The organism is Streptomyces sp. NPDC055966, from assembly GCF_042269865.1.
In the GTDB taxonomy this organism is placed as follows: Bacteria; Actinomycetota; Actinomycetes; order Streptomycetales; family Streptomycetaceae; genus Streptomyces.
On record NZ_JBHJYK010000034.1, the window covers coordinates 67,515 to 85,859 of the forward strand.

The 18,345-nt window shown below is 72.3% G+C and carries 19 protein-coding genes and 1 pseudogene; 15 read left to right on the plus strand and 5 right to left on the minus strand.

Annotated features, from left to right (window positions below):
* The 6 genes from ACFC8N_RS44440 (at position 1) to ACFC8N_RS44465 (ending at position 4,056) form a co-directional block, all read left to right on the plus strand.
* Positions 1-672 carry a UbiX family flavin prenyltransferase gene (locus ACFC8N_RS44440; RefSeq protein WP_356037726.1) on the plus strand — a complete coding sequence of 224 codons (672 nt, stop codon included), beginning with the start codon at positions 1-3 and terminating at the stop codon, positions 670-672.
* 91 nt (positions 673-763) lie between these two features.
* A complete protein-coding gene (locus ACFC8N_RS44445) occupies positions 764-1,219 on the plus strand; it encodes an Lrp/AsnC family transcriptional regulator (RefSeq protein WP_071375597.1) in 456 nt (151 codons plus the stop codon).
* 46 nt (positions 1,220-1,265) lie between these two features.
* Entirely contained in the window at positions 1,266-2,429 is a 1,164-nt protein-coding gene (gene mqnE, locus ACFC8N_RS44450) for an aminofutalosine synthase MqnE (RefSeq protein ID WP_376295378.1), read from the plus strand.
* A gap of 58 nt (positions 2,430-2,487) precedes the next feature.
* On the plus strand, positions 2,488-3,012 hold the full coding sequence (locus tag ACFC8N_RS44455; protein ID WP_356039254.1) for a GNAT family N-acetyltransferase: 525 nt from the start codon (positions 2,488-2,490) through the stop codon (positions 3,010-3,012).
* Between the two features lie 74 nt (positions 3,013-3,086).
* A complete protein-coding gene (locus tag ACFC8N_RS44460; protein ID WP_356039289.1) occupies positions 3,087-3,395 on the plus strand; it encodes a DUF4229 domain-containing protein in 309 nt (102 codons plus the stop codon).
* Between the two features lie 10 nt (positions 3,396-3,405).
* Positions 3,406-4,056: a TetR/AcrR family transcriptional regulator gene (locus tag ACFC8N_RS44465; protein ID WP_362823417.1), complete on the plus strand. Its 651-nt coding sequence runs from the start codon at positions 3,406-3,408 to the stop codon at positions 4,054-4,056.
* A 171-nt stretch (positions 4,057-4,227) separates the two neighbouring features.
* Here the strand turns inward: ACFC8N_RS44465 and ACFC8N_RS44470 are convergent, their stop codons facing one another.
* The gene (locus tag ACFC8N_RS44470) at positions 4,228-5,046 is read right to left on the minus strand and encodes a MaoC/PaaZ C-terminal domain-containing protein (RefSeq protein WP_376295381.1); all 819 of its coding nucleotides are present in this window, start codon (positions 5,044-5,046) and stop codon (positions 4,228-4,230) included.
* A 233-nt stretch (positions 5,047-5,279) separates the two neighbouring features.
* Between ACFC8N_RS44470 and ACFC8N_RS44475 the strand changes: the two genes are divergently transcribed.
* The 5 genes from ACFC8N_RS44475 (at position 5,280) to ACFC8N_RS44495 (ending at position 13,392) form a co-directional block, all read left to right on the plus strand.
* Positions 5,280-7,223, plus strand: coding sequence for an AMP-dependent synthetase/ligase (locus ACFC8N_RS44475; protein WP_376295383.1), 1,944 nt, complete (start codon positions 5,280-5,282; stop codon positions 7,221-7,223).
* Between the two features lie 198 nt (positions 7,224-7,421).
* Positions 7,422-8,324 carry a LysR family transcriptional regulator gene (locus tag ACFC8N_RS44480; RefSeq protein WP_356039265.1) on the plus strand — a complete coding sequence of 301 codons (903 nt, stop codon included), beginning with the start codon at positions 7,422-7,424 and terminating at the stop codon, positions 8,322-8,324.
* A 126-nt stretch (positions 8,325-8,450) separates the two neighbouring features.
* Entirely contained in the window at positions 8,451-9,269 is an 819-nt protein-coding gene (locus tag ACFC8N_RS44485) for a hypothetical protein (RefSeq protein ID WP_356039268.1), read from the plus strand.
* Positions 9,270-9,382: 113 nt separating this feature from the next.
* Positions 9,383-10,177, plus strand: a complete 795-nt coding sequence (locus tag ACFC8N_RS44490) for an AfsR/SARP family transcriptional regulator (protein WP_362823413.1) — start codon at positions 9,383-9,385, stop codon at positions 10,175-10,177.
* A gap of 158 nt (positions 10,178-10,335) precedes the next feature.
* On the plus strand, positions 10,336-13,392 hold the full coding sequence (locus ACFC8N_RS44495) for a BTAD domain-containing putative transcriptional regulator (RefSeq protein WP_376295386.1): 3,057 nt from the start codon (positions 10,336-10,338) through the stop codon (positions 13,390-13,392).
* Between the two features lie 58 nt (positions 13,393-13,450).
* Here ACFC8N_RS44495 and ACFC8N_RS44500 read toward each other — a convergent pair whose 3' ends face one another.
* From ACFC8N_RS44500 to ACFC8N_RS44510, 3 genes are all read right to left on the minus strand, one after another.
* Entirely contained in the window at positions 13,451-13,654 is a 204-nt protein-coding gene (locus tag ACFC8N_RS44500; protein ID WP_376295388.1) for a hypothetical protein, read from the minus strand.
* A 226-nt stretch (positions 13,655-13,880) separates the two neighbouring features.
* Positions 13,881-14,195, minus strand: a complete 315-nt coding sequence (locus ACFC8N_RS44505; protein ID WP_071383418.1) for an AzlD domain-containing protein — start codon at positions 14,193-14,195, stop codon at positions 13,881-13,883.
* The gene (locus ACFC8N_RS44510; RefSeq protein ID WP_376295390.1) at positions 14,192-14,935 is read right to left on the minus strand and encodes an AzlC family ABC transporter permease; all 744 of its coding nucleotides are present in this window, start codon (positions 14,933-14,935) and stop codon (positions 14,192-14,194) included. The genes ACFC8N_RS44505 and ACFC8N_RS44510 overlap by 4 nt, the downstream gene beginning before the upstream one ends.
* Before the next feature lie 68 nt (positions 14,936-15,003).
* On the opposite strand from ACFC8N_RS44510, the gene ACFC8N_RS44515 reads away from it, so the two are divergent.
* A complete protein-coding gene (locus tag ACFC8N_RS44515) occupies positions 15,004-15,567 on the plus strand; it encodes an XRE family transcriptional regulator (protein ID WP_356039282.1) in 564 nt (187 codons plus the stop codon).
* A 121-nt stretch (positions 15,568-15,688) separates the two neighbouring features.
* Here ACFC8N_RS44515 and ACFC8N_RS44520 read toward each other — a convergent pair whose 3' ends face one another.
* Positions 15,689-15,892 (minus strand): cold-shock protein, encoded by a 204-nt coding sequence (locus tag ACFC8N_RS44520; RefSeq protein WP_003974443.1) that lies wholly within the window; start codon positions 15,890-15,892, stop codon positions 15,689-15,691.
* Between the two features lie 286 nt (positions 15,893-16,178).
* Here ACFC8N_RS44520 and ACFC8N_RS44525 point away from each other — a divergent pair, with 286 nt between their 5' ends.
* The 3 genes and pseudogenes from ACFC8N_RS44525 to ACFC8N_RS44535 all read left to right on the plus strand — a co-directional run.
* Positions 16,179-17,027, plus strand: coding sequence for a menaquinone biosynthesis protein (locus tag ACFC8N_RS44525; RefSeq protein WP_356039284.1), 849 nt, complete (start codon positions 16,179-16,181; stop codon positions 17,025-17,027).
* Between the two features lie 334 nt (positions 17,028-17,361).
* Entirely contained in the window at positions 17,362-18,093 is a 732-nt protein-coding gene (locus tag ACFC8N_RS44530) for an A24 family peptidase (protein WP_356039287.1), read from the plus strand.
* Between the two features lie 70 nt (positions 18,094-18,163).
* A pseudogene (locus ACFC8N_RS44535) lies at positions 18,164-18,345 on the plus strand (dehypoxanthine futalosine cyclase); the annotation flags it as partial.

Consider the following 18,345-nt stretch of genomic DNA (forward strand, 5'->3'; position numbering starts at 1 on the left):
GTGAACGCAGGAGAAACGCAGCGCGCGCCTTGGATCGTGGGGGTGTCCGGAGCTTCCGGAACGCCGTATGCGGCTGCCGTGCTGCGGGCGCTGCTGGAGGCGGGGCAGGCGGTGGACCTGGTGGTCAGCCGGGCCTCGCGGCTGACGCTGCTGGACGAGACGGGGATCTCGTTCCGGGACGCCCACTGGCAGGACGACCTGCGGGAATGGCTGCGCCGGGGGGCCGACGGCAAGCCCGGGACCTTCGACGTGGACGTCAGCGGGGTGCGGTACTGGAGCGCGGGGGACCTCGCGGCCGGGCCGTCCTCGGGGTCGTACCCGGCGAAGGGGATGCTCATCGTGCCCGCGTCCACGGCCTGTGTGGCGGGTGTCGCGCTCGGGCTGTCCAAGGACCTGCTCCAGCGCGCGGCGAGCGTCACCCTCAAGGAACGCCGGACACTGGTCGTGGCCGTACGGGAGACCCCCTTGAACGGCCGGACCCTGCGCCACCTCGTCGCGCTGGACGACGCCGGTGCCCAGGTGGTGCCGACCTCGCCCGCCTTCTACGCGGGCGCCACCCACATCCAGGACCTGGTGGACTTCGTCGCCGGGCGGGTGCTGGACGCGGCGGGCGTCGAGCACGGCCTGTACCGGCGCTGGAAGGGCGAACTGGGCGGCGGATCCGCCGGTTAGCCGGCCAGACGCGGTACCCACGTGGCACAGCACCACCTCTCAGCACTACCTCTCATCAACTCGGAACTCTTCACCGGAAGGCTTCGATCGCATGGACGCGGTGGACAGGCAGCTCATCCAGGCTCTGCGGGAGAACGGCCGGGCCTCGTACGCGGAGCTGGGGCGCCTCGTCGGGCTGTCGGGACCCAGCGTCACCGACCGCATCAACCGGCTGGAGGCGGCCGGCGTCATCACCGGCTACCGCGCGACGGTGAACGCGGCCCAGCTCGGCCTCGGTGTCACCGCGCTGATCGGCATCTCGCTCTCCGACGCCGCCGACCACGAGGACGTGGCCCAGCGGGTGCGGGACCTGCCGGAGATCGAGGACTGCTGGTTCATCGCCGGAGACGACTCGTTCATGCTCAAGGTGCGGGCGGCCGACGTCGACGGCCTGGAGCGGATCATCCGGCGGCTCAGCGGGACCAAGGGCGTCTCCCGGACCCGTACCACCATCGTGCTCTCCACCAAGTGGGAGAACCGGGTCGGAGAGCTGCCCGAAGAGGTGTGAACCGCAGGGCGTACGGTGGGGTCGGGTTTCGTAGAAAGGTGTTGGCATGGACGTCGGGCTCAAGCGCGAGCTGGAGGAGAAGGTCCGCTCCGGTGAGCGGCTGACCCGCGAGGACGGCATCGCGCTGTACGAGTCGGACGACCTGGCCTGGCTGGGCGGTCTGGCGCACGAGGTGCGGACCCGCAAGAACGGTGACGTCGTCCACTTCAACGTCAACCGGCACCTCAACATGACCAATGTGTGCACGGCCTCGTGCGCGTACTGCTCGTTCCAGCGCAAGCCGGGCGAGAAGGACGCGTACACGATGCGCATCGAGGAGGCCGTCAGGCTCGCGAAGGCGATGGAGAGCGAGAACCTCACGGAACTCCACATCGTCAACGGCCTCCACCCCAATCTGCCGTGGCGCTACTACCCGCGCTCCCTGCGCGAGCTGAAGGCCGCCCTCCCGCACGTGTCGCTGAAGGCGTTCACGGCGACGGAGATCCACCACTTCGAGACGATCTCCGGTCTGACCGCGTCCGAGATCCTCGACGAGCTGATCGACGCCGGCCTCGAATCCCTCACCGGCGGCGGCGCCGAGATCTTCGACTGGGAAGTCCGCCAGCACATCGTGGACCACCGCACCCACTGGGAGGACTGGTCCCGCATCCACCGGCTGGCGCACGAGAAGGGGCTGAAGACCCCGTGCACCATGCTCTACGGCCACATCGAGGAGCCCCGCCACCGGGTCGACCACGTGCTGCGGCTGCGCGAGCTCCAGGACGAGACCGGCGGCTTCCAGGTCTTCATCCCGCTGCGCTACCAGCACGACTTCGTGGACATGAAGGACGGCAAGGTCCGCAACCGCCTCCAGGCGCGCACCACGATGGCGACCGGCGCGGAGGCCCTCAAGACCTTCGCGGTCTCCCGGCTGCTCTTCGACAACGTCCCCCACGTCAAGGTCTTCTGGGTCATGCACGGCGTGCAGACCGCCCAGCTCGCCCTTCAGCACGGCGCCGACGACATGGACGGCTCGGTCGTCGAGTACAAGATCACCCACGACGCCGACAACTACGGCACCCCGAACAAGCTCACCCGCGAGGACCTGCTCGACCTCATCCGCGACGCGGGCTTCCGCCCGGTCGAGCGCAACACGCGCTACGAGATCATCCGCGAGTACGACGGCCCGGACCCGGCGCGCCGTGACTCCCCGCAGCCGATGCGGGTGTGACACAGCACGGCTGGTTCTCCGCCTGAAGGGGCATGTGGGTAATAGATACGATGCCTGCATGCCCCTTACCTTTACGCTCGATCCCGCCCTCACCCCCGACCTGCGCGACGGGTTCCTGGAGCTGTGGACGGACGTCTCCAACGCGGGCGGGGCCGTCGGCTTCGTGCCGCCGGTGACCGCGCAGGACATCCGCCCCGAGGTCGTCCGGTATCTCACCCAGCTCGCGGAGGGCCGTACCCGGCTGCTCGCCGGGTGCGACGAGGAGGGGCGCCTCGCCGCGACGGCCTTCATCACCTTCAACACGCACCCGCTGATGACGCACTGGGCGTGGCTGTACACGGTGATGGTCCACCCCCGGCACCAGGGCAAGGGCTACGGCCGGGACCTGCTCGCGGCCGCCGCCGACGCGGCCCGCACCCTCGACGGCATCGAGGCGATCCGGCTCACCTGCCGGGGCGGCATGGGCCTGGAGCGGTTCTACGGCTCCTGCGGTTACAAGGAGGTCGGGCGGGTGCCCGGCGCCATCCGGGTCGCTCCCGGTGACGACCGCGAGGACATCACCATGCTGCTGCCCCTCATGTGACCCCCCTGCATGATCGCCCCCGGGGCGTGCTTCACTGGACTCTGACCCTTTTGGAATCGGACGACTGGATTGAGATGCTCCGCTACACGCTGATGCGCCTCGGCGTCTTCGTCGGCTGCCTCGCGGTCGTCTGGGGAGCCGTCTACTCCGGCATCTTCCCGCGTGGTTTCGGCGACTCCAACTTCCTGTGGGTGCTGCTGCTCTCCCTGGTCCTCTCGGCGCCGATCAGCTGGGTCGTGCTGCGCAAGGAGCGGGACCGGGCCTCGGTGCAGATCGTGAACAAGGTCGACCGGATGAAGGCCAACCTGGACGCCAACCGCAGCCAGGAGGACGTGGCCGACGACGGCGCCCGGGCGCGGGGCGAGGCGGCCGCGTCCAACTAGTCTTGCCCTCATGGGTGGGGCGAGGACCAGACGGATGCCGCGTGCGGTGCGCGAGCAGCAGATGCTCGACGCCGCCGTACGGATCTTCGGCCGACGTGGCTACATGGCCGCGTCGATGGACGAGATAGCCGAACTCGCGGGCGTCTCCAAGCCGCTGGTCTACCTGTACCTGAACTCCAAGGAAGACCTCTTCACCGCCTGCATCCGCCGGGAGGCCGACGCGCTGACGCGGGCGGTGCGCGCCGGGGTCCGTCCGGACCTGCCGGCCGACCGCCGGCTGTGGGACGGGCTGCTGGCCTTCTTCACGCACACCGGCGAGCACCCCGACGCCTGGTCCGTCCTCCACTTGCAGGCCCGCACCCACGGCGAGCCCTTCGCGGCCGAGGTCGCCGCGATGCGCACGGAGATCGTCGCCTTCGTCACCGGCCTGGTCGTCGTCGCGGCCCGCGAGGCACACAGCGACCCCGACCTGCCGGAGGACGAGGTCGCGGGCCTGGCCGAGGCCCTGGTGGGCGCGGCGGAATCCCTCGCCGCCTGGGCCAACGCGACACCGGGGGTCACCGCCCGGCAGGCGGCGACGACGTTGATGAACTTCGCGTGGGCGGGACTGGGAAATCTGATGCGGGGCAACCGCTGGACTCCGTCGGGCGGCGGGGCGTAGCGCCGTTGGGGTGCATCGCCGCTGCCCGGTGCGGGTGGTTTGTGGCTGATCGCGCAGTTCCCCGCGCCCCTTGAGGTCGGCGAGCTGCAGCATCTTCTAGGGGCGCGGGGAACTGCGCGAGCAACCCACCACTCACCCGCACCCGGCAGCGGTGACGCACCCCTGCGGCGCTCACCCCACCGCCCGCACCTCCCCCCGCACATGCACCCGCTCCCCGCTGCCGTCCCGCAGTTCGAACCGGCCGGAGGCATCCGCTCCGTATGTCACCACCCCGGGCAACAGCACCGGTGCCATGAACCGCGCCCGCACCACGACGGAGCCGCTCGTGCCGTGGGCGGCGACGCAGCGGGCCACCGTCCACATGCCGTGCGCGATCGCCCTCGGGAAGCCTAAGAGGCGGGCGGTGAGCGGGTGGAGGTGGATGGGGTTGCGGTCGCCGGAGGCCGCGCCGTAGCGCCGGCCGACGTCCCCGGCGAGCCGCCACTCGTCGAGGACCGGGAGCGCAGGCGCCGGTCGCTGTTGGTCCCGGTGGCCGGAGGCGGCCTCCTGCGTCCGGTGCCGGGCCAGATACGTGCTGCGGGACTCCCACAACCGCTCGCCCCGCGACATCAGTTCGGTCACCACCGTCGCCTCCGTGCCGCGCCGGTGCGGTGCCAACCCCTCGATGTGGACGGCGAGTTCGTACGCCTCCGTCGCCGGTACGGCCCCGTGCCGGACGATGTCGACCGAGGTGTGCACCAGGCCCGGCAGCGGCAGCGGGAACGCGCGGTCGCTCATCAGCCGCATGGCCAGCGGGAAGCCGAGGACGTGCGGGTAGGTCACGGGCAGGCCGCTCTCGCCGGTCGGGAAGCCGCAGACCCGCTCGTAGGCGGCGAGGCGGGACAGGTCGACGCGGATCCCGGGCAGCACGAGCCGGGTGCGCGGGAAGTCGGCGTCGGGGGAGGGGCGTTTGAACGGTGAGCGCAGGGCGCCCGTTATGAGATGCGTCAACGTACTTGTCACGTCCGTCCCCCAACCGCTTACTCTGAAGTAAGGTTACCGCCGGTAAGTCTAACGTGAGGCCCTGTCACAAAAACCCCGAGGTTGCACATCCCTGTCCCCGGACCACCTCCGAACCCGCACAACCTCCGCACAGTGGCCCCGTACGATCACCTGCCTAACCAGCGGTAACTCCCTGTCTGTCGAGGCCCGCCGCAGGTGCACGCACGCCAGAGGAGCCGCCCGTGTCCACCCCGTACCCGAACGCCCCCGTCTCCTCCGCCGCCGTCTCCGCCGTCGACTACGACGGCAAGCCCGTCCTCGTCGAACCGTGGATCCAGCGGCTGGACGGCGCCGTGCGCGAGGTGCACGTACCGCCGTTCGTGCCCCCGGTCACCCATGGCTCGCTCGCGGACCTGCCGTTCGACAACGCCGAGGCCGCCCCCGGCACGATCGCGCTCAGCCGCCGTATGCCCGACGGCCGGTGGCAGGAGGTGACGGCCGCGGACTTCGCCGAGCAGGTGCTCGCCGTGGCCAAGGGGCTGATCTCCGAGGGGCTGACGCCGGGCGACCGGATCGCCGTGATGGCCCGCACCCGCTACGAGTGGTCGCTGCTCGACTTCGCCGCCTGGGCCGCCGGGCTCGTCACCGTGCCCGTCTACCCCACCTCCTCCGTCTTCCAGACCCGCTGGATCCTGCACGACTCCGGCGCCCGCGCCCTCGTCACCGAGACCGCCGCGCAGGCCGCCGCCATCGGGCCCGAGCTGCCGCACCTGCCCGATCTGCGCCATGTGTGGGTGATGGACAAGGAGCACGTGGAGCGGCTGGCGGAGGCGGGCGCGCAGGTGCCGGACGGCGAAGTCGCCGTGCGGCGCGGCATGATGGGGCCCGCCACCCTCGCCACCCTCATCTACACCTCCGGCACCACCGGCCGTCCCAAGGGCTGCGCGCTGTCCCACGGAAACTTCCTCGCCGAGGTCGACAACGCCGTCGAACTGCTCTACCCGGTCTTCAAGTCGCAGGACGAGGACCCCTCGGTGCTGCTGTTCCTGCCGATGTCGCACGTGTTCGGGCGGATGGTCGCCATCGCGTGCGTCCGGGCCCGGGTGCGGCTCGGGCACGCGCCGAGCCTCGCCGCCGAGGACCTGCTGCCGGACCTGGCCGCCTTCCGGCCGACCGCGCTGCTGACCATCCCGTACATGCTGGAGAAGGTCTACAACTCCGCCCGCGCCAAGGCCGAGTCGGGCGGCCGGGTCGCGGTCTTCGACCGGGCGGCGGCGACCGCCGTCCGCTACGGCGAGGCGCTGGAGGCCCGGCAGACCGGCACCGGCGGCGGCCCGGGCCGCTCGCTGAAGACCGCCCGCGGCTTCTACGACCCGCTCGTCTACCGCAAGATTCGGGCCGCGATGGGCGGCCGCGTCCGGTACGTCATCTGCGGCGGCTCCCCGCTCGGAAGGCGCCTCGCCGCGTTCTACGCCGGCGCCGGCATCGAGATCTTCGAGGGGTACGGCCTCACCGAGACCACCGCCGCCACGACCTGCACCCCGCCGCTCAAGCCCCGGCTCGGCACCGTCGGCTGGCCGCTGCCCGGCACCCGGGTCAGGATCGCCGCCGACGGGGAGATCCTCGTGGCCGGCGACCACGTCCTGCGCGGCTACTGGGATCCGCAGGCCGGCGGCGTCGTGCCCGCGACCCGGGACGGCTGGCTGGCCACCGGCGACATCGGCGAACTGGACGACGAGGGCTACCTCACCATCACGGGCCGCAAGAAGGAGCTGCTGATCACGGCGGGCGGCAAGTCGGTGGCCCCGGCCCCGCTGGAGAACTGGCTGCGCCAGCACCCGCTGATCTCCCAGGTCATGCTGGTCGGCGACGGCCGCCCGTACGTCTCCGCGCTGATCACCCTCGACCCCGACGGCGTCGGCCACTGGCGGCAGATGCTCGGCAAGCACGTGGTGCCGCCGGAACTGCTGGTCGGCGACCCGGAGTTGGAGGCGGTCCTGCAGCGGGCGGTCGACGAGGCCAACAAGCTGGTCTCCCGCCCCGAGTCCATCCGCCGCTTCGCCGTGCTGCCCCGGGACTTCACCGAGTACGAGGGCCATCTCACGCCCTCGATGAAGCTGCGCCGCGAGCAGATCATGCGGGACTTCGCGCCGGAGGTGGAGGGACTGTACGAGTCCGCTCGGTGAGGGGCCGGCCGAGGGGCCGACGGAGGGGTCGGCACCCGCTCCCCGGTCGGCGCACACCTCGGTCCGGACGCCCGGTGTGCTGCGGGGAGCGGGTTGCCGCCTGGGTCGATCGCGGCCCGGCACCGATCCTCGTACCGCGCCGGAGTCCGAGTCAATCCTTGAGATGTGTCGGCAAACCCCAGTGTTAGCTTGGGTGTTGTGACTCTTGAGGACCTCCGCGTGTTCGTGGCCGTGTGCCGGGCCGGCAGCCTCAGCTCCGTCGCCCGCGACCTCGGCTGCACCCAGTCCGCGGTCAGCCAGCACGTCAAACGGCTGGAGCGGGAGACCGGCCTCGCCCTGCTGGAGCGCCGGCCGCGCGGCGTCGTCACGACCCAGGCCGGGCGGATCCTGGAGGCCGCGGCCGCCGAGGGCATCTCCGGGCTCGACCTCGCCGTACGGCAGCTGCGCGATCTGCTCGACGGGCACAGCGGGCACGTCCGCGTGGCCACCGGCGCGACCACCGTACGGCACTTCATGTCCGACGCGGTCGTCGCCTTCCGCCGCCGGCACCCGAGGGTCAACCTGGAGTTCCGCACGGTCAGTTCGGGCCGGGGCACCTTCGACGCGCTCGCCGACGGCACCCTCGACCTCGCCTGGATCACCCTCGGCCCGCCGGTGCGGGGCATCGAGCAGCGCACCGTGGCCGAGCTGCCCTGGGTGCTGGCCGTACCGGCCGCCGACCCGCTGGCCGCCCGCTCCCGGCTCGATCCGGCCGACCTCGCCGACGTCCCGCTCATCCGGCTGCCGCCCAACTCCGCCTCCGCCGCCCATCTGGACGCCGCCTGCGCCGAGGCGGGCGTACGCTTCGCCTACGACGCCTCCGTCGCCGACTGGGACACGGCGCTGCTGCTCGCCGAACTGGGCGCGGGCAGGGCCGTCGTACCCGCCGTACCCGGACCGCCCGTACCCGGCGCGGGACCGCTGCGGCTGGTCCCGCTGGCCGGGCTGCGGCCGCTGCCGGTCGGCTGGGCGGTGCGCCGCTGGGACGCGCTGAGCCCGCCCGCCCGGGCCTTCGCCGACACCGTGCGCATCCAGCCGCGGGACCTCGGGGAAAACCGCTAGTACGGTCGGAAAACCGATAGCGTTCCCTGGACCCCGTCACCCGGGGATCCGTCCGGGACCGGAACGGTAACGCCCCCTCATAGCCTGCCTTTCCACCCTCGCCGACCTCATACCCCGAGCAGAGGCATGAAAGAAGACAACGACGTCCGCCGGATCTTCCTGCTGAACCCGGACCTGCGTCTCGTCCGCGAGGCCGCCGAGGCCGGGGTCCAAGTGCGTTCGGCCCGTGCCGACACCCGTGACGAGCCCGCCCTGCGCGCCCTGCTGGCCGAGGCCGCCGACGCCGGGCTGTTCGTCAACTCCGCCCGCTCCCTCGCCCTGCTCGCGGACCAGGACGCCGTCCAGCGCCTCGTCCGCGACAACCGGCTCTCGCCCGGCGGCGCCCAGGTGCCGTCCGGTGCCCTCGGGCTGACCGTGGAGACGCTGAGCGTGCACGGCATGCACCAGGCCGTCGGGATCACCGCGCGCATGCCCTACGGCCTGCTCCATCCGGCCCCGCTGACCGAGGACACCGCCGCCGAGGTGCGTGCCGTGGTGACCGCTCTGCTGGACCTGACCGGCTACCAGTACGGGCCCGCGCACACGAGCGTCGCGCTCACCCCGCGCGGCCCGGTCATCACCGGCTGCCGGGCGGGTCTCGCCAGGGACCCGGTGCCCGAGCTGCTCAAGGTGGCCGGCGGCTGCGACCTGGCGGCCGGCGCCGTCGACGTGCTGAGCGGCCGGCTCGTGGACGCCGTACGGCCGGGCCGGTTCGCGGCGGCGGCCGTGCTGAACCCGCCGTGGCGGCTGGAGAGCACCGAGGTCGGGGTCCTGCCGCATGTGCGCCATGTCACGCCGCCCGACGCCCGCGCCCCCGGGCACTTCGTCGTGCACGCCGACTCCCCCGAGGTGGCGGCCCGGCGGGTGACCTCACTGAAGGCGCTGGTCACCGGCGACGCGACCTGATCCGGGGACCGGGAACGGATCGGGAACGAACCGGTACGGCCCGGGGGCACCGTCGGTATGTCGCCGGAAGAAGGACGACGACGCCAGCGACACCAACGGGAGGCGGAGTCAGGATGCTGAAGTTCTCGGTCCTCGGGGCGCTGCATGTCCGTACCGTGTCCGGTCCCGCGGAGATCTCCGGCGACCTGCAGCGCACCCTCGTGCAGACGCTGCTGATCAGCGAGGGCCAGCCGGTCTCCGGGGAGAGCCTGGTCGAGGAGATGTGGGGCGAGGCCGTCCCCGACAACCAGGCCAACGCCCTCCAGGCGCACGTCAGCCGGCTGCGCCGCAAGCTGCGCGCCCTGGAGCCGGACCGGCCCGCCTCGCGCGTCACCATTCACCCCTCCGGCTACCGGCTGACCGTGGCCGCGGGCGAGCTGGACGCCGCCGAGTTCGTCGGCGCGGTCCGGCGGGCCGAGGCGGCCCCGCCGGACGACGCCGGGAACACCGCCCGGCTGCTGCGCGAGGCGCTGGCGCTGTGGCGCGGGCCCGTCTTCGGCGGCCTGACCGGCGGCGCCCTGTGCCAGCTGGCCGCCGCCCGCTACGAGGAGTACCGGATGCGCGCGATGGAGCTGCGCTTCGACGCCGAGCTGCGCCTCGGCCGGCACGCCGCCGTCCTCGCGGAGCTGGCCGAGGCGCACACCAACCACCCGCTCAGGGAACGGTTCTGCGAGCAGCTGATGATCGCCCTGTACGGCGCGGGCCGGCAGGCCGACGCCCTCGACGTCTTCCGCCGGATGCGCCGCCTGCTGGACGCCGAGCTGGGCATCCAGCCCTCCCCGGCGCTGCGCCGGGTGGAGAACGCGATCCTGCGCCACGACCCGGCGCTGGCAGGCGATGCGCACGCGACCCTCCTCCAGCTCGCGTGAAGATGGTTAGCTGTCCGTCGGGACAGAGCTGTCCGCCAGGGCCGAGCTGTGCGCCGCGAGGACGGAATCGCCCCCTCCGCGCCGCTCGCTCCGGTACAACCTAGGTGGTCCCGAACATCTCGGGCCGAGCGGTGCGACGGGGCGGAGGGGACGCATTCGTGGATTCGGCGGCACCGTCGGCATCGGGTCGTCCTGTCGTACGGTTCAACATCCTCGGATCGCTGGAAGGCTGGCACGGCGAGCGCCGGCTGCGGCTCGGCAGCCCGACCCAGGAACGCGTGCTGGTCACCCTGCTGCTGGAGCCGGGGCGCATGGTGCCGCTGCCCCGGCTGGTCGCCGCGGCCTGGGACGAGGCGCCGCCGCAGACCGCCGGCCACCAGATCCGCAAGTCCGTCGCCGCGCTGCGCACCCGCATCCCCGACGGCGCCTCGGTGATCGTCACCGACGGCGCCGGATACCGGGCGATGCTCGGCGAACACCAGCTGGACCTGCACGAGTTCACCCAGTGGGCCCGCCAGGCCCGGCAGGCGGTGACCGCCGGGCACGCCGCCGAGGCGGTCGGGCATCTGCGGGCCTGCCTGGACCTGTGGCGCGGCCCGGTCATGGCGGGCGCCGGCGGCACGGTGATCACGGCGGCCTCCGCGGCGCTGGAGGAGCGCCACATGGCGGTCGCCGAGCAGTACTTCGAGCTCCAGCTCGAACTCGGCCAGTCCACCGAACTGGTCGGCCCGTTACGTGAGTTGATCATCGCCCATCCGCTGCGGGAGACCCTGCGCGGCCGCCTGATGCTCGCCCTGTACCGGGCCGGCCGGCAGGCGGAGGCGCTGGAGGAGTTCGGCCGGGTGCGCGCGCTGCTCGTGGAGGAGCTGGGCATCGACCCGGGCGCCGAACTGACCCGGCTGTACGAGGCCATTCTGCGCGACAGCCCCGAAGTGGCCCCGCGGGTACCGCAGTCCGTGGCCGACCGCGCCGCGCTCCTCGCCCCCGCGGCCTACCTCCAGCCGTCCGCCTCCGAGCCCGCCCCCTGCACCCTGCCCTACGACCTGCCGGACTTCACCGGGCGCGAGCCGGAGCTGGCGCGGATCCTCCAGGTGGGGCGGGCCCCGGCCGGCGGGAGCACCCGGATCGTCGGCGTCGACGGGATGGGCGGCAGCGGCAAGAGCGCGCTCGCCGTGCACGCGGCCCATCTGCTCGCCGCCGACTACCCGGACGGGCAGCTCTTCGTCGACCTGCGTGGCTTCAGCCCCGGCGAGAAGGCGCAGGAGCCGTCTGCCGTCCTGCACTCCCTGCTGCGTGCCGTCGGCATCCCGGACGACCGGATACCCGATGACCTGGAGCGGCGTACGACGCTCTGGCGAACCGTTTCGGCACAGCGAAGACTCCTGCTGCTCCTCGACAACGCCGCCGACGCCGCCCAGGTCCGCCCGCTGCTGCCCGCCGCCGAGGACTGCCTGGCCATCCTCACCGGCCGGGTCCGGATGCTCGACCTGGACGGCGCCGAGTGGCTCTCCCTCGGCCTGCTCTCGCCCGACGACAGCGCGACCCTGCTCACCCGGACCCTCGGCGCCGACCGCACCACCGCCGAACCCGAGGCCACCGCCCGGCTGGCCGGCCTGTGCGGCGGACTGCCCCTCGCCCTGCGCATCACCACCGCCCGGCTGCGCAACCGCCCCCGCTGGACCGTGCAGTACCTGGTCGACCGGCTCGCCGACGAGACCCGGCGGCTGCGCGAACTGAGCGCCGGGGAGCGCAGCGTCGAGGCCACGCTGCGGCTGTCGTACCAGGCGATGGACGCGGACCAGCGCATCGCCTTCCGCCTCCTCGGCCTGCATCCGGGCAGCGCCATCGACGTCCACTCCGCCGCCGCGCTGCTCGGCACCGACGTCCACGACGCCGAGGACACCCTGGAGAACCTCCTCGACGCCCACCTCCTGGAACAGCACGAGGCCGGGCTGTACGGCTTCCACGACCTGGTGCGCACCTACGCGATGAGCGTGCGGGAGGCGGAGGACGACGAGGAGGGGGCGGTGGGGCGGTTGGTCTCGTATTACACGCTGGCGACCGACGTGGCGTGCGAGGTGCTGTTTCCCGGCCGTGAGCCCTTCGGCGACCCGCCGGCCGCCGACGCGCCGGAACTGCCCCGGCTGGACGTCGGCGAGCAGGCGCTGCGCTGGTTCGACCGCGAGCACGAGGCGCTTCTCGCGATCCTCTCCAGAGCGGCCGCGCAGGACCTGCACCGCACCGCCGCGCTGCTGGCCCGCAATCTGCTGTTCTACCTCAACTTACGCGGACACAACGAGCAGTTCCGGGTGATCAGCCGGATCGCGGTCGGTGCCTGCCAGCGGCTCGGTGACCGGGAGCTGCTGGGCCTGAGCCTGACCAATCTGGCCATCGCGCACTGGTGGCTCGGCGACTTCCAGGACGGCATCACCACGGCGCAGGAGGCCCTGGACCTGGCCGATGCCGACGACCGCAGCACCAGGGCGTTCTGCCTCGACGTGCTCGGCCTGCTGCACGGGGCGCTCGGCCACTTCGACGAGGCCCGCGCCCACCTGTCCCAGGGCATCCGGCTGCACCGGGAGGTGCGGGCACCGCGCGACGAGGCGCAGGCGCTGGTCAACCTGAGCACCGTGCAGACCTGGGCGGGCCACTACGCCGAGGCCGCCCGGTACGCGGCCCGGGCCACCGAGCTCAACCGGCGCCTCGGCGAGCGCAACAACGAGATCTCCTCGCTGACCTGGCTGGCCCTCGCCCACCTCGGCACGGGTGACGACGAGCGGGCCCGCGCCTGTCTCGCCCAGGCGCTCGAACTGTGCGACGAGTCTCGCAAACCCGGGAACGTGGCCGTCGTCCTCGCGCTCTGGGCGCAGGTCTGCCAGCGCCTCGGCGATGTGCGCTCGGTCGCCGAACACGCCGAGCGTGCCCTGGACCTGGTCACCGCCGAGGGCAATGCCCTGCGGCAGGCGACCGTGGCCAACCTGGTGGGTCTGGTGTATCTGCGGCGTGCCGCGCCCGACCGGGCGATGGAACTGCACTGCCGCGCACACGAGTTGGCCTCTCGGCTCAACTACCGCTTCGAGGTCGCCCGGGCGCTGCACGGCATGGCGGAGGCGGCACAGGCGTTGGGCGACGCTACGTCGGCGCATCGGCACCGACAGGCGGCGGAGGCTCTGTACGACGCAATGGGCGTGACCGAGGCGGGCAGGCGGCTGTAGGCGAGGAAGCGCACCGACGGGGCAGGTGCCCGGTCGGTGCGGCCGCTGCCCCGGACGGTCAGGGGTTGACGCTGCGCGGGTCGCGCTCGTCCGCCAGCACCGGACCCGACGCTGCGTGCTCGTCCGACAGGCCGGCCGCGACATGCGCCAGGTCGCGGCCCACATCGTTCGCCGGACCGGACGCGGCGATACCGAGCGTCAGCACACCCGCGCCGGCGAGCGCGGTCAGAGCCGTCTTCGTACGCAGTGCGATGGAACGCATGGTGTATCCCCCAGGAAGACAGGAAGAGCAGAGACGGTTCGTGATCCGGTCGCCGGGCCTCTCCCCGACGCCGTGACCGATGCTCCTGGGGAACGATCCCCATGCCGTCCCCGCTGGTTCCCGTACCAGGTCAGCCCCCCGGTACTCCCGGATTCAAGCGTTCCTCAAGCGGTCCTCAAGCGGCCCCGGATCTCCGTCTCTCCCCCCTGGAAAGGGCGGCGGGGGGTCAGGCGACCCCGGCCACCCGCAGCAGCGCGGTCGTCGCCGCCGCGCCCACGACCACCACGACGAACGGTGCCCGCCGCCAGGCCAGCAGGACGGCCACCAGCACCCCGGCCGGCCGGGCCCAGCCGGCGAAGCCGCCGCCCTCGGTCAGCGCGCCCGTGGCGAGCAGGGCGACCAGCAGGACCACCGCCCCGGCCGAGGCCAGCTCCTGGACGCGCGGCGGGACCGTCACCCGCCCGTGCAGCACCGGTCCGACCAGCCGGAAGGCGTACGTGCCGACGGCGAGCGCCAGGATCACGACGACCGTGGCGTTCATGCGGAGGCCTCCTTCCGGGCGACCGGTCCCCGGTGCAGGAGGAGCCCGGCCAGAGCGACCAGCACCGGCACCCCGGCCGGCACCGCGGGCGTCACGGCCAGCGCCAGTGCGGCGCCGGCCGCCGCGCACCGCCGTACCGCCGCGTCGGCCCGCAGCGCGGGCAGGACCAGGGCGACCAGGACGGCCGGGAAGGCGGCGTCCAGGCCGTAGCGCGCGGTGTCGCCGAGCGCGCTGCCGGCCAGTGCTCCCGCGAGCACGCCGATGTTCCACACGGCGAACAGCCCGAGCCCGGAGATCCAGAAGGCCCGCCGCTGCCGTACCGGATCGCTCTGGGCGAGAGCGAAGGCGACCGTCTCGTCGGTGACCAGGTGCGCGCCGAGGAAGCGGGCCGCGCGGCTGGTGCCGAGGATCTCCGCGACGGCCAGGCTGAACGCGGCCGTACGGGTGTTGAGGAGCAGCCCGGTGGCCACCGCCGCGACCGGCCCGCCCCCGGCGAGCAGCACGCCGACGGCGCTGAACTGGGCCGATCCCGCGTACACCAGCACGGACATCAGCACCGGCACCCACAGCGGCAGCCCGCCGGCCACGGAGACCGCGCCGAAGGAGACGCCGACGATGCCGCTGGCCAGCCAGACGAGCGAGGCGTCGCGGATCAGCGAGCGGTCCTCGGACAGGCCGGAGGGCGCCGGGGGAGTGGAGGATGTCGGGGGTATCGGGGTTGTTCGTTGTGGCGAACGCATGTTTTCTACAATGGACAGTGAGTACTCTGTCCGTCAAGGCGAACGATCGTACCGATGGAGCGAACAAGATGTCCGAGGTCCCCGACCGGCTCCCGATGGACTGGATCGCCGCGTCCCTCAAGCGCGAGCGCACCCGTGCCGCGCTGTCCCTGTCCGAGCTGGCCAAGCGTGCCGGAATCGCCAAGTCCACGCTGTCCCAGCTGGAGGCCGCCAGCGGGAACCCGAACGTCGAGACGCTGTGGGCCCTCGCGGTGGCGCTGGGGGTGCCGTTCAGCGTGCTGGTCGAGCCGCCGGTGCAGAGTGTCCAGGTGATCCGCGCCGGCGAGGGCCCCGGCGTCGCCTCCGAGCAGGCCAGTTTCGTCGGCACGCTGCTGTCGGCCAGTCCGCCCGGGGCGCGCCGGGACATCTATCGGATCAGCACGGAGCCGGGCTCGGCCCGCGCGGCGGAGCCGCATATTCCGGGCACGGTGGAGCATCTGATCGTCGGCTCGGGACGGGTGAAGGCGGGACCGGTCGGGGAAGAGGTGGAACTGGGCCCCGGTGACTACATGACGTATCGCGGGGATGTCGCCCACTCGTACGAGGCGCTGGTGCCGGGCACGGCCTTCGTCCTCGTCATGCAGCACGTGTAGAGAAGTGGAGAATTCGCCGGGAATTCACAGAAGGCAGGTTCCCGGCAAAGGCAGGAGCCCCGTCGCCTTACGGCGCGGGGCTCCTTGGGTACTGCACTCAGGTTCTGCGATCAGGCAGTGATCAGACGGGGGTGACGTTCTCCGCCTGCGGGCCCTTCGGGCCCTGCGTCACGTCGAAGGAGACCTGCTGGTTCTCCTCGAGCGAACGGAAGCCCTGGGCGTTGATCGCGGAGTAGTGAACGAAGACGTCGGGGCCGCCGCCCTCCTGGGCGATGAAGCCAAAGCCCTTTTCGGCGTTGAACCACTTAACGGTTCCGGTAGCCATAAGCCCTCCTTGGGCTCAAAAGGGTTGCCCTGCTCCAGAACCTGCACGTGCGAAACGGTGCTGCACAACTGCATTCGTCTGAAAACGACGAGAGCCCGCGGTCACATGCTCCGCAGGCTCTGTACTGCAAGGGAAACCAAACTGCAACTTGCGGCGAGCCTAGCATGCGGGCAGCCGAAAGCAATAGAGGGCAAGATCACTTCACCCGGATGTTTGAACGGCTGTTACTCCGTTCGATGGCGGGGTCGGTCGCAGCACCGTACCGCACGGGGTCTAGCCTCGCGATGTGGACAATTCTCGCACCCGGCCACGCGTGGGCCACATCCAGTTCCTGAACTGCCTGCCCCTCTACTGGGGGCTCGCGAGAACCGGCACGCTCCTCGACTTCGAGCTGACCAAGGACACCCCGGAGAAGCTCAGCGCGCAGCTCGTGCGCGGCGATCTCGACATCGGTCCGATCACCCTCGTCGAGTTCCTGCGCAACGCGGACGATCTCGTCGCTTTTCCCGACATCGCCGTCGGCTGCGACGGCGACGTCATGTCCTGCGTGATCGTCTCGCAGGTCCCCCTCGACCGCCTCGACGGCGCCCGGGTCGCCCTCGGCTCGACCTCCCGCACCTCGGTCCGGCTCGCCCAGCTGCTGCTCGCCGAGCGCTACGGCGTCCACCCCGAGTACTACACCTGCCCGCCCGACCTCAGCCTGATGATGCAGGAGGCCGACGCCGCCGTCCTGATCGGGGACGCGGCACTGCGCGCCAACCTCTTCGACGGCCCGCGCTACGGCCTGACCGTGCACGACCTCGGGCGGATGTGGAAGGAGTGGACCGGCCTGCCGTTCGTCTTCGCGGTCTGGGCGGCCCGCAGGGAGTACCTGGAGCGCGAGCCGCTCCTCACCCGCCAGGTCCACGAGGCCTTCCTCGACTCCCGCAACGTCTCCCTGGAGGAGGTCGGCAAGGTCGCCGAACAGGCCGCCCGCTGGGAGAACTTCGACGAGGCGACCCTGGCGCAGTACTTCACCACCCTCGACTTCAGCTTCGGTGCCCCGCAGTTGACGGCCGTCGCCGAGTTCGCCCGCCGGGTGGGCCCGACGACCGGCTTCCCGGCGGATGTCAAGGTGGACCTGCTGAGTCCGTGAGCCGCTGCGGGCCCCCCGTCCCCGTCCTTGCGAGGCCACTGAGGCGTGGCGCCGGCGAACACCGCCGGCCCACGCAGGGACGACGGGGAAGCCGAGCCGTAACCAGGCCGCGGAACGCGGCGTCAGGAGTCCGACAAGTCCGACGGGGGTGCCGCGGGTTCTGTCCGCCCACCGGCGGCCGCTCTCCCGGCCACATGCGCCGCAACGATACGGTGGCCGCCTTCCGTGGCGCGACTGATGGAGAGTGAGCCGGCATGGAACCACGCACCGAGGCCCTCCCCGACGAACTCCTGCCGACCCGGCGCGAGGGCGTCACCGCGGCCGGGTGAGGGGCGTGCCGCTCTGCATCGCCGCCGCCGTGCTGTGGGGCGCGGTGGCAGGGGCGCTGCTCCCCAGGGCCGCCTGCCGCTTCGCGGTTCCGGCGGGGGAGGGGTGGCGGGACCGGTGCCCGCGGGGACACGCGCTGCGCGGCTGGCTCGGACCGGCACGCTGCGGGGAGTGCGTGCGCGGCGGGGAGCGCGGGCGGATCCGGGAGGTCTCCCTCCTCGCCGCCGTCACCGCTCTCCTGTGCGCCGCCCTCACCGCCGCCACCGGAACCCGGCCGGAACTGGCGGTCTGGCTGCTCCTCGCGCCCGTCGGGGTGCTGCTGGCCGTGATCGACGTCAGGGTGCAGCGGCTGCCCGACCCGCTGACCCTGCCGCTCGCCCCGGCCGCCCTCGCCCTGCTGGGCCTCGCCGCGCTGGTTCCCGAGCACGCCGGCCACTGGCTGACCGCGCTGTACGGTGCGCTCGCCCTGGGCGCGGGCTATCTCGTGTTGTTCCTCGTCCATCCCTCCGGCATGGGCTTCGGCGACGTGAAGCTGGCGGTGGGGATGGGCGCGGTGCTCGGCTGGTACGGCTGGTCCGTCGTGCTGCTCGGCGCCTTCGCCGGGTTCCTGCTGGGCGCGTTGTACGGCGGCGCGCTGGTCGTCGTACGGCGGGCGGGGCGCAGGACGGCGATCCCGTTCGGGCCGTTCCTGCTGTCCGGCGCCCTGGCCGGGGTGCTGATCGGCGCGTGCGCGGCCTGAGGTCGGTGGGGTGAAACGGCTGGCGTAGGCTGGTTCGGTCCGTCCACGTTCCTTGCGGAAAGGCAGCCCGGTGACCGAGAAGGCCGACCTCGCTTCTGTTGATGTCACAGCCGTGCTCGACCGAGCCGCAGCGGGCGGACGCATCACCCCGGAGGAGGCCCTCGTCCTCTACCGCGACGCCCCGCTGCACGCGCTGGGCGCGGCCGCCGACGCCGTGCGCCGCCGCAAGTACGCCGGGACCGAGCACATCGC

Coding starts and splice junctions, on each gene's coding strand:
- ACFC8N_RS44445 (WP_071375597.1), top strand. CDS start 764: ATGGACGCGGTGGACAGGCAGCTCATCCAGGCTCTGCGGGAGAACGGC.
- mqnE (WP_376295378.1), top strand. CDS start 1,266: ATGGACGTCGGGCTCAAGCGCGAGCTGGAGGAGAAGGTCCGCTCCGGT.
- ACFC8N_RS44455 (WP_356039254.1), top strand. CDS start 2,488: ATGCCCCTTACCTTTACGCTCGATCCCGCCCTCACCCCCGACCTGCGC.
- ACFC8N_RS44460 (WP_356039289.1), top strand. CDS start 3,087: ATGCTCCGCTACACGCTGATGCGCCTCGGCGTCTTCGTCGGCTGCCTC.
- ACFC8N_RS44465 (WP_362823417.1), top strand. CDS start 3,406: ATGGGTGGGGCGAGGACCAGACGGATGCCGCGTGCGGTGCGCGAGCAG.
- ACFC8N_RS44485 (WP_356039268.1), top strand. CDS start 8,451: ATGAAAGAAGACAACGACGTCCGCCGGATCTTCCTGCTGAACCCGGAC.
- ACFC8N_RS44490 (WP_362823413.1), top strand. CDS start 9,383: ATGCTGAAGTTCTCGGTCCTCGGGGCGCTGCATGTCCGTACCGTGTCC.
- ACFC8N_RS44500 (WP_376295388.1), bottom strand. CDS start 13,654: ATGCGTTCCATCGCACTGCGTACGAAGACGGCTCTGACCGCGCTCGCC.
- ACFC8N_RS44505 (WP_071383418.1), bottom strand. CDS start 14,195: ATGAACGCCACGGTCGTCGTGATCCTGGCGCTCGCCGTCGGCACGTAC.
- ACFC8N_RS44510 (WP_376295390.1), bottom strand. CDS start 14,935: ATGCGTTCGCCACAACGAACAACCCCGATACCCCCGACATCCTCCACT.
- ACFC8N_RS44515 (WP_356039282.1), top strand. CDS start 15,004: ATGTCCGAGGTCCCCGACCGGCTCCCGATGGACTGGATCGCCGCGTCC.
- ACFC8N_RS44520 (WP_003974443.1), bottom strand. CDS start 15,892: ATGGCTACCGGAACCGTTAAGTGGTTCAACGCCGAAAAGGGCTTTGGC.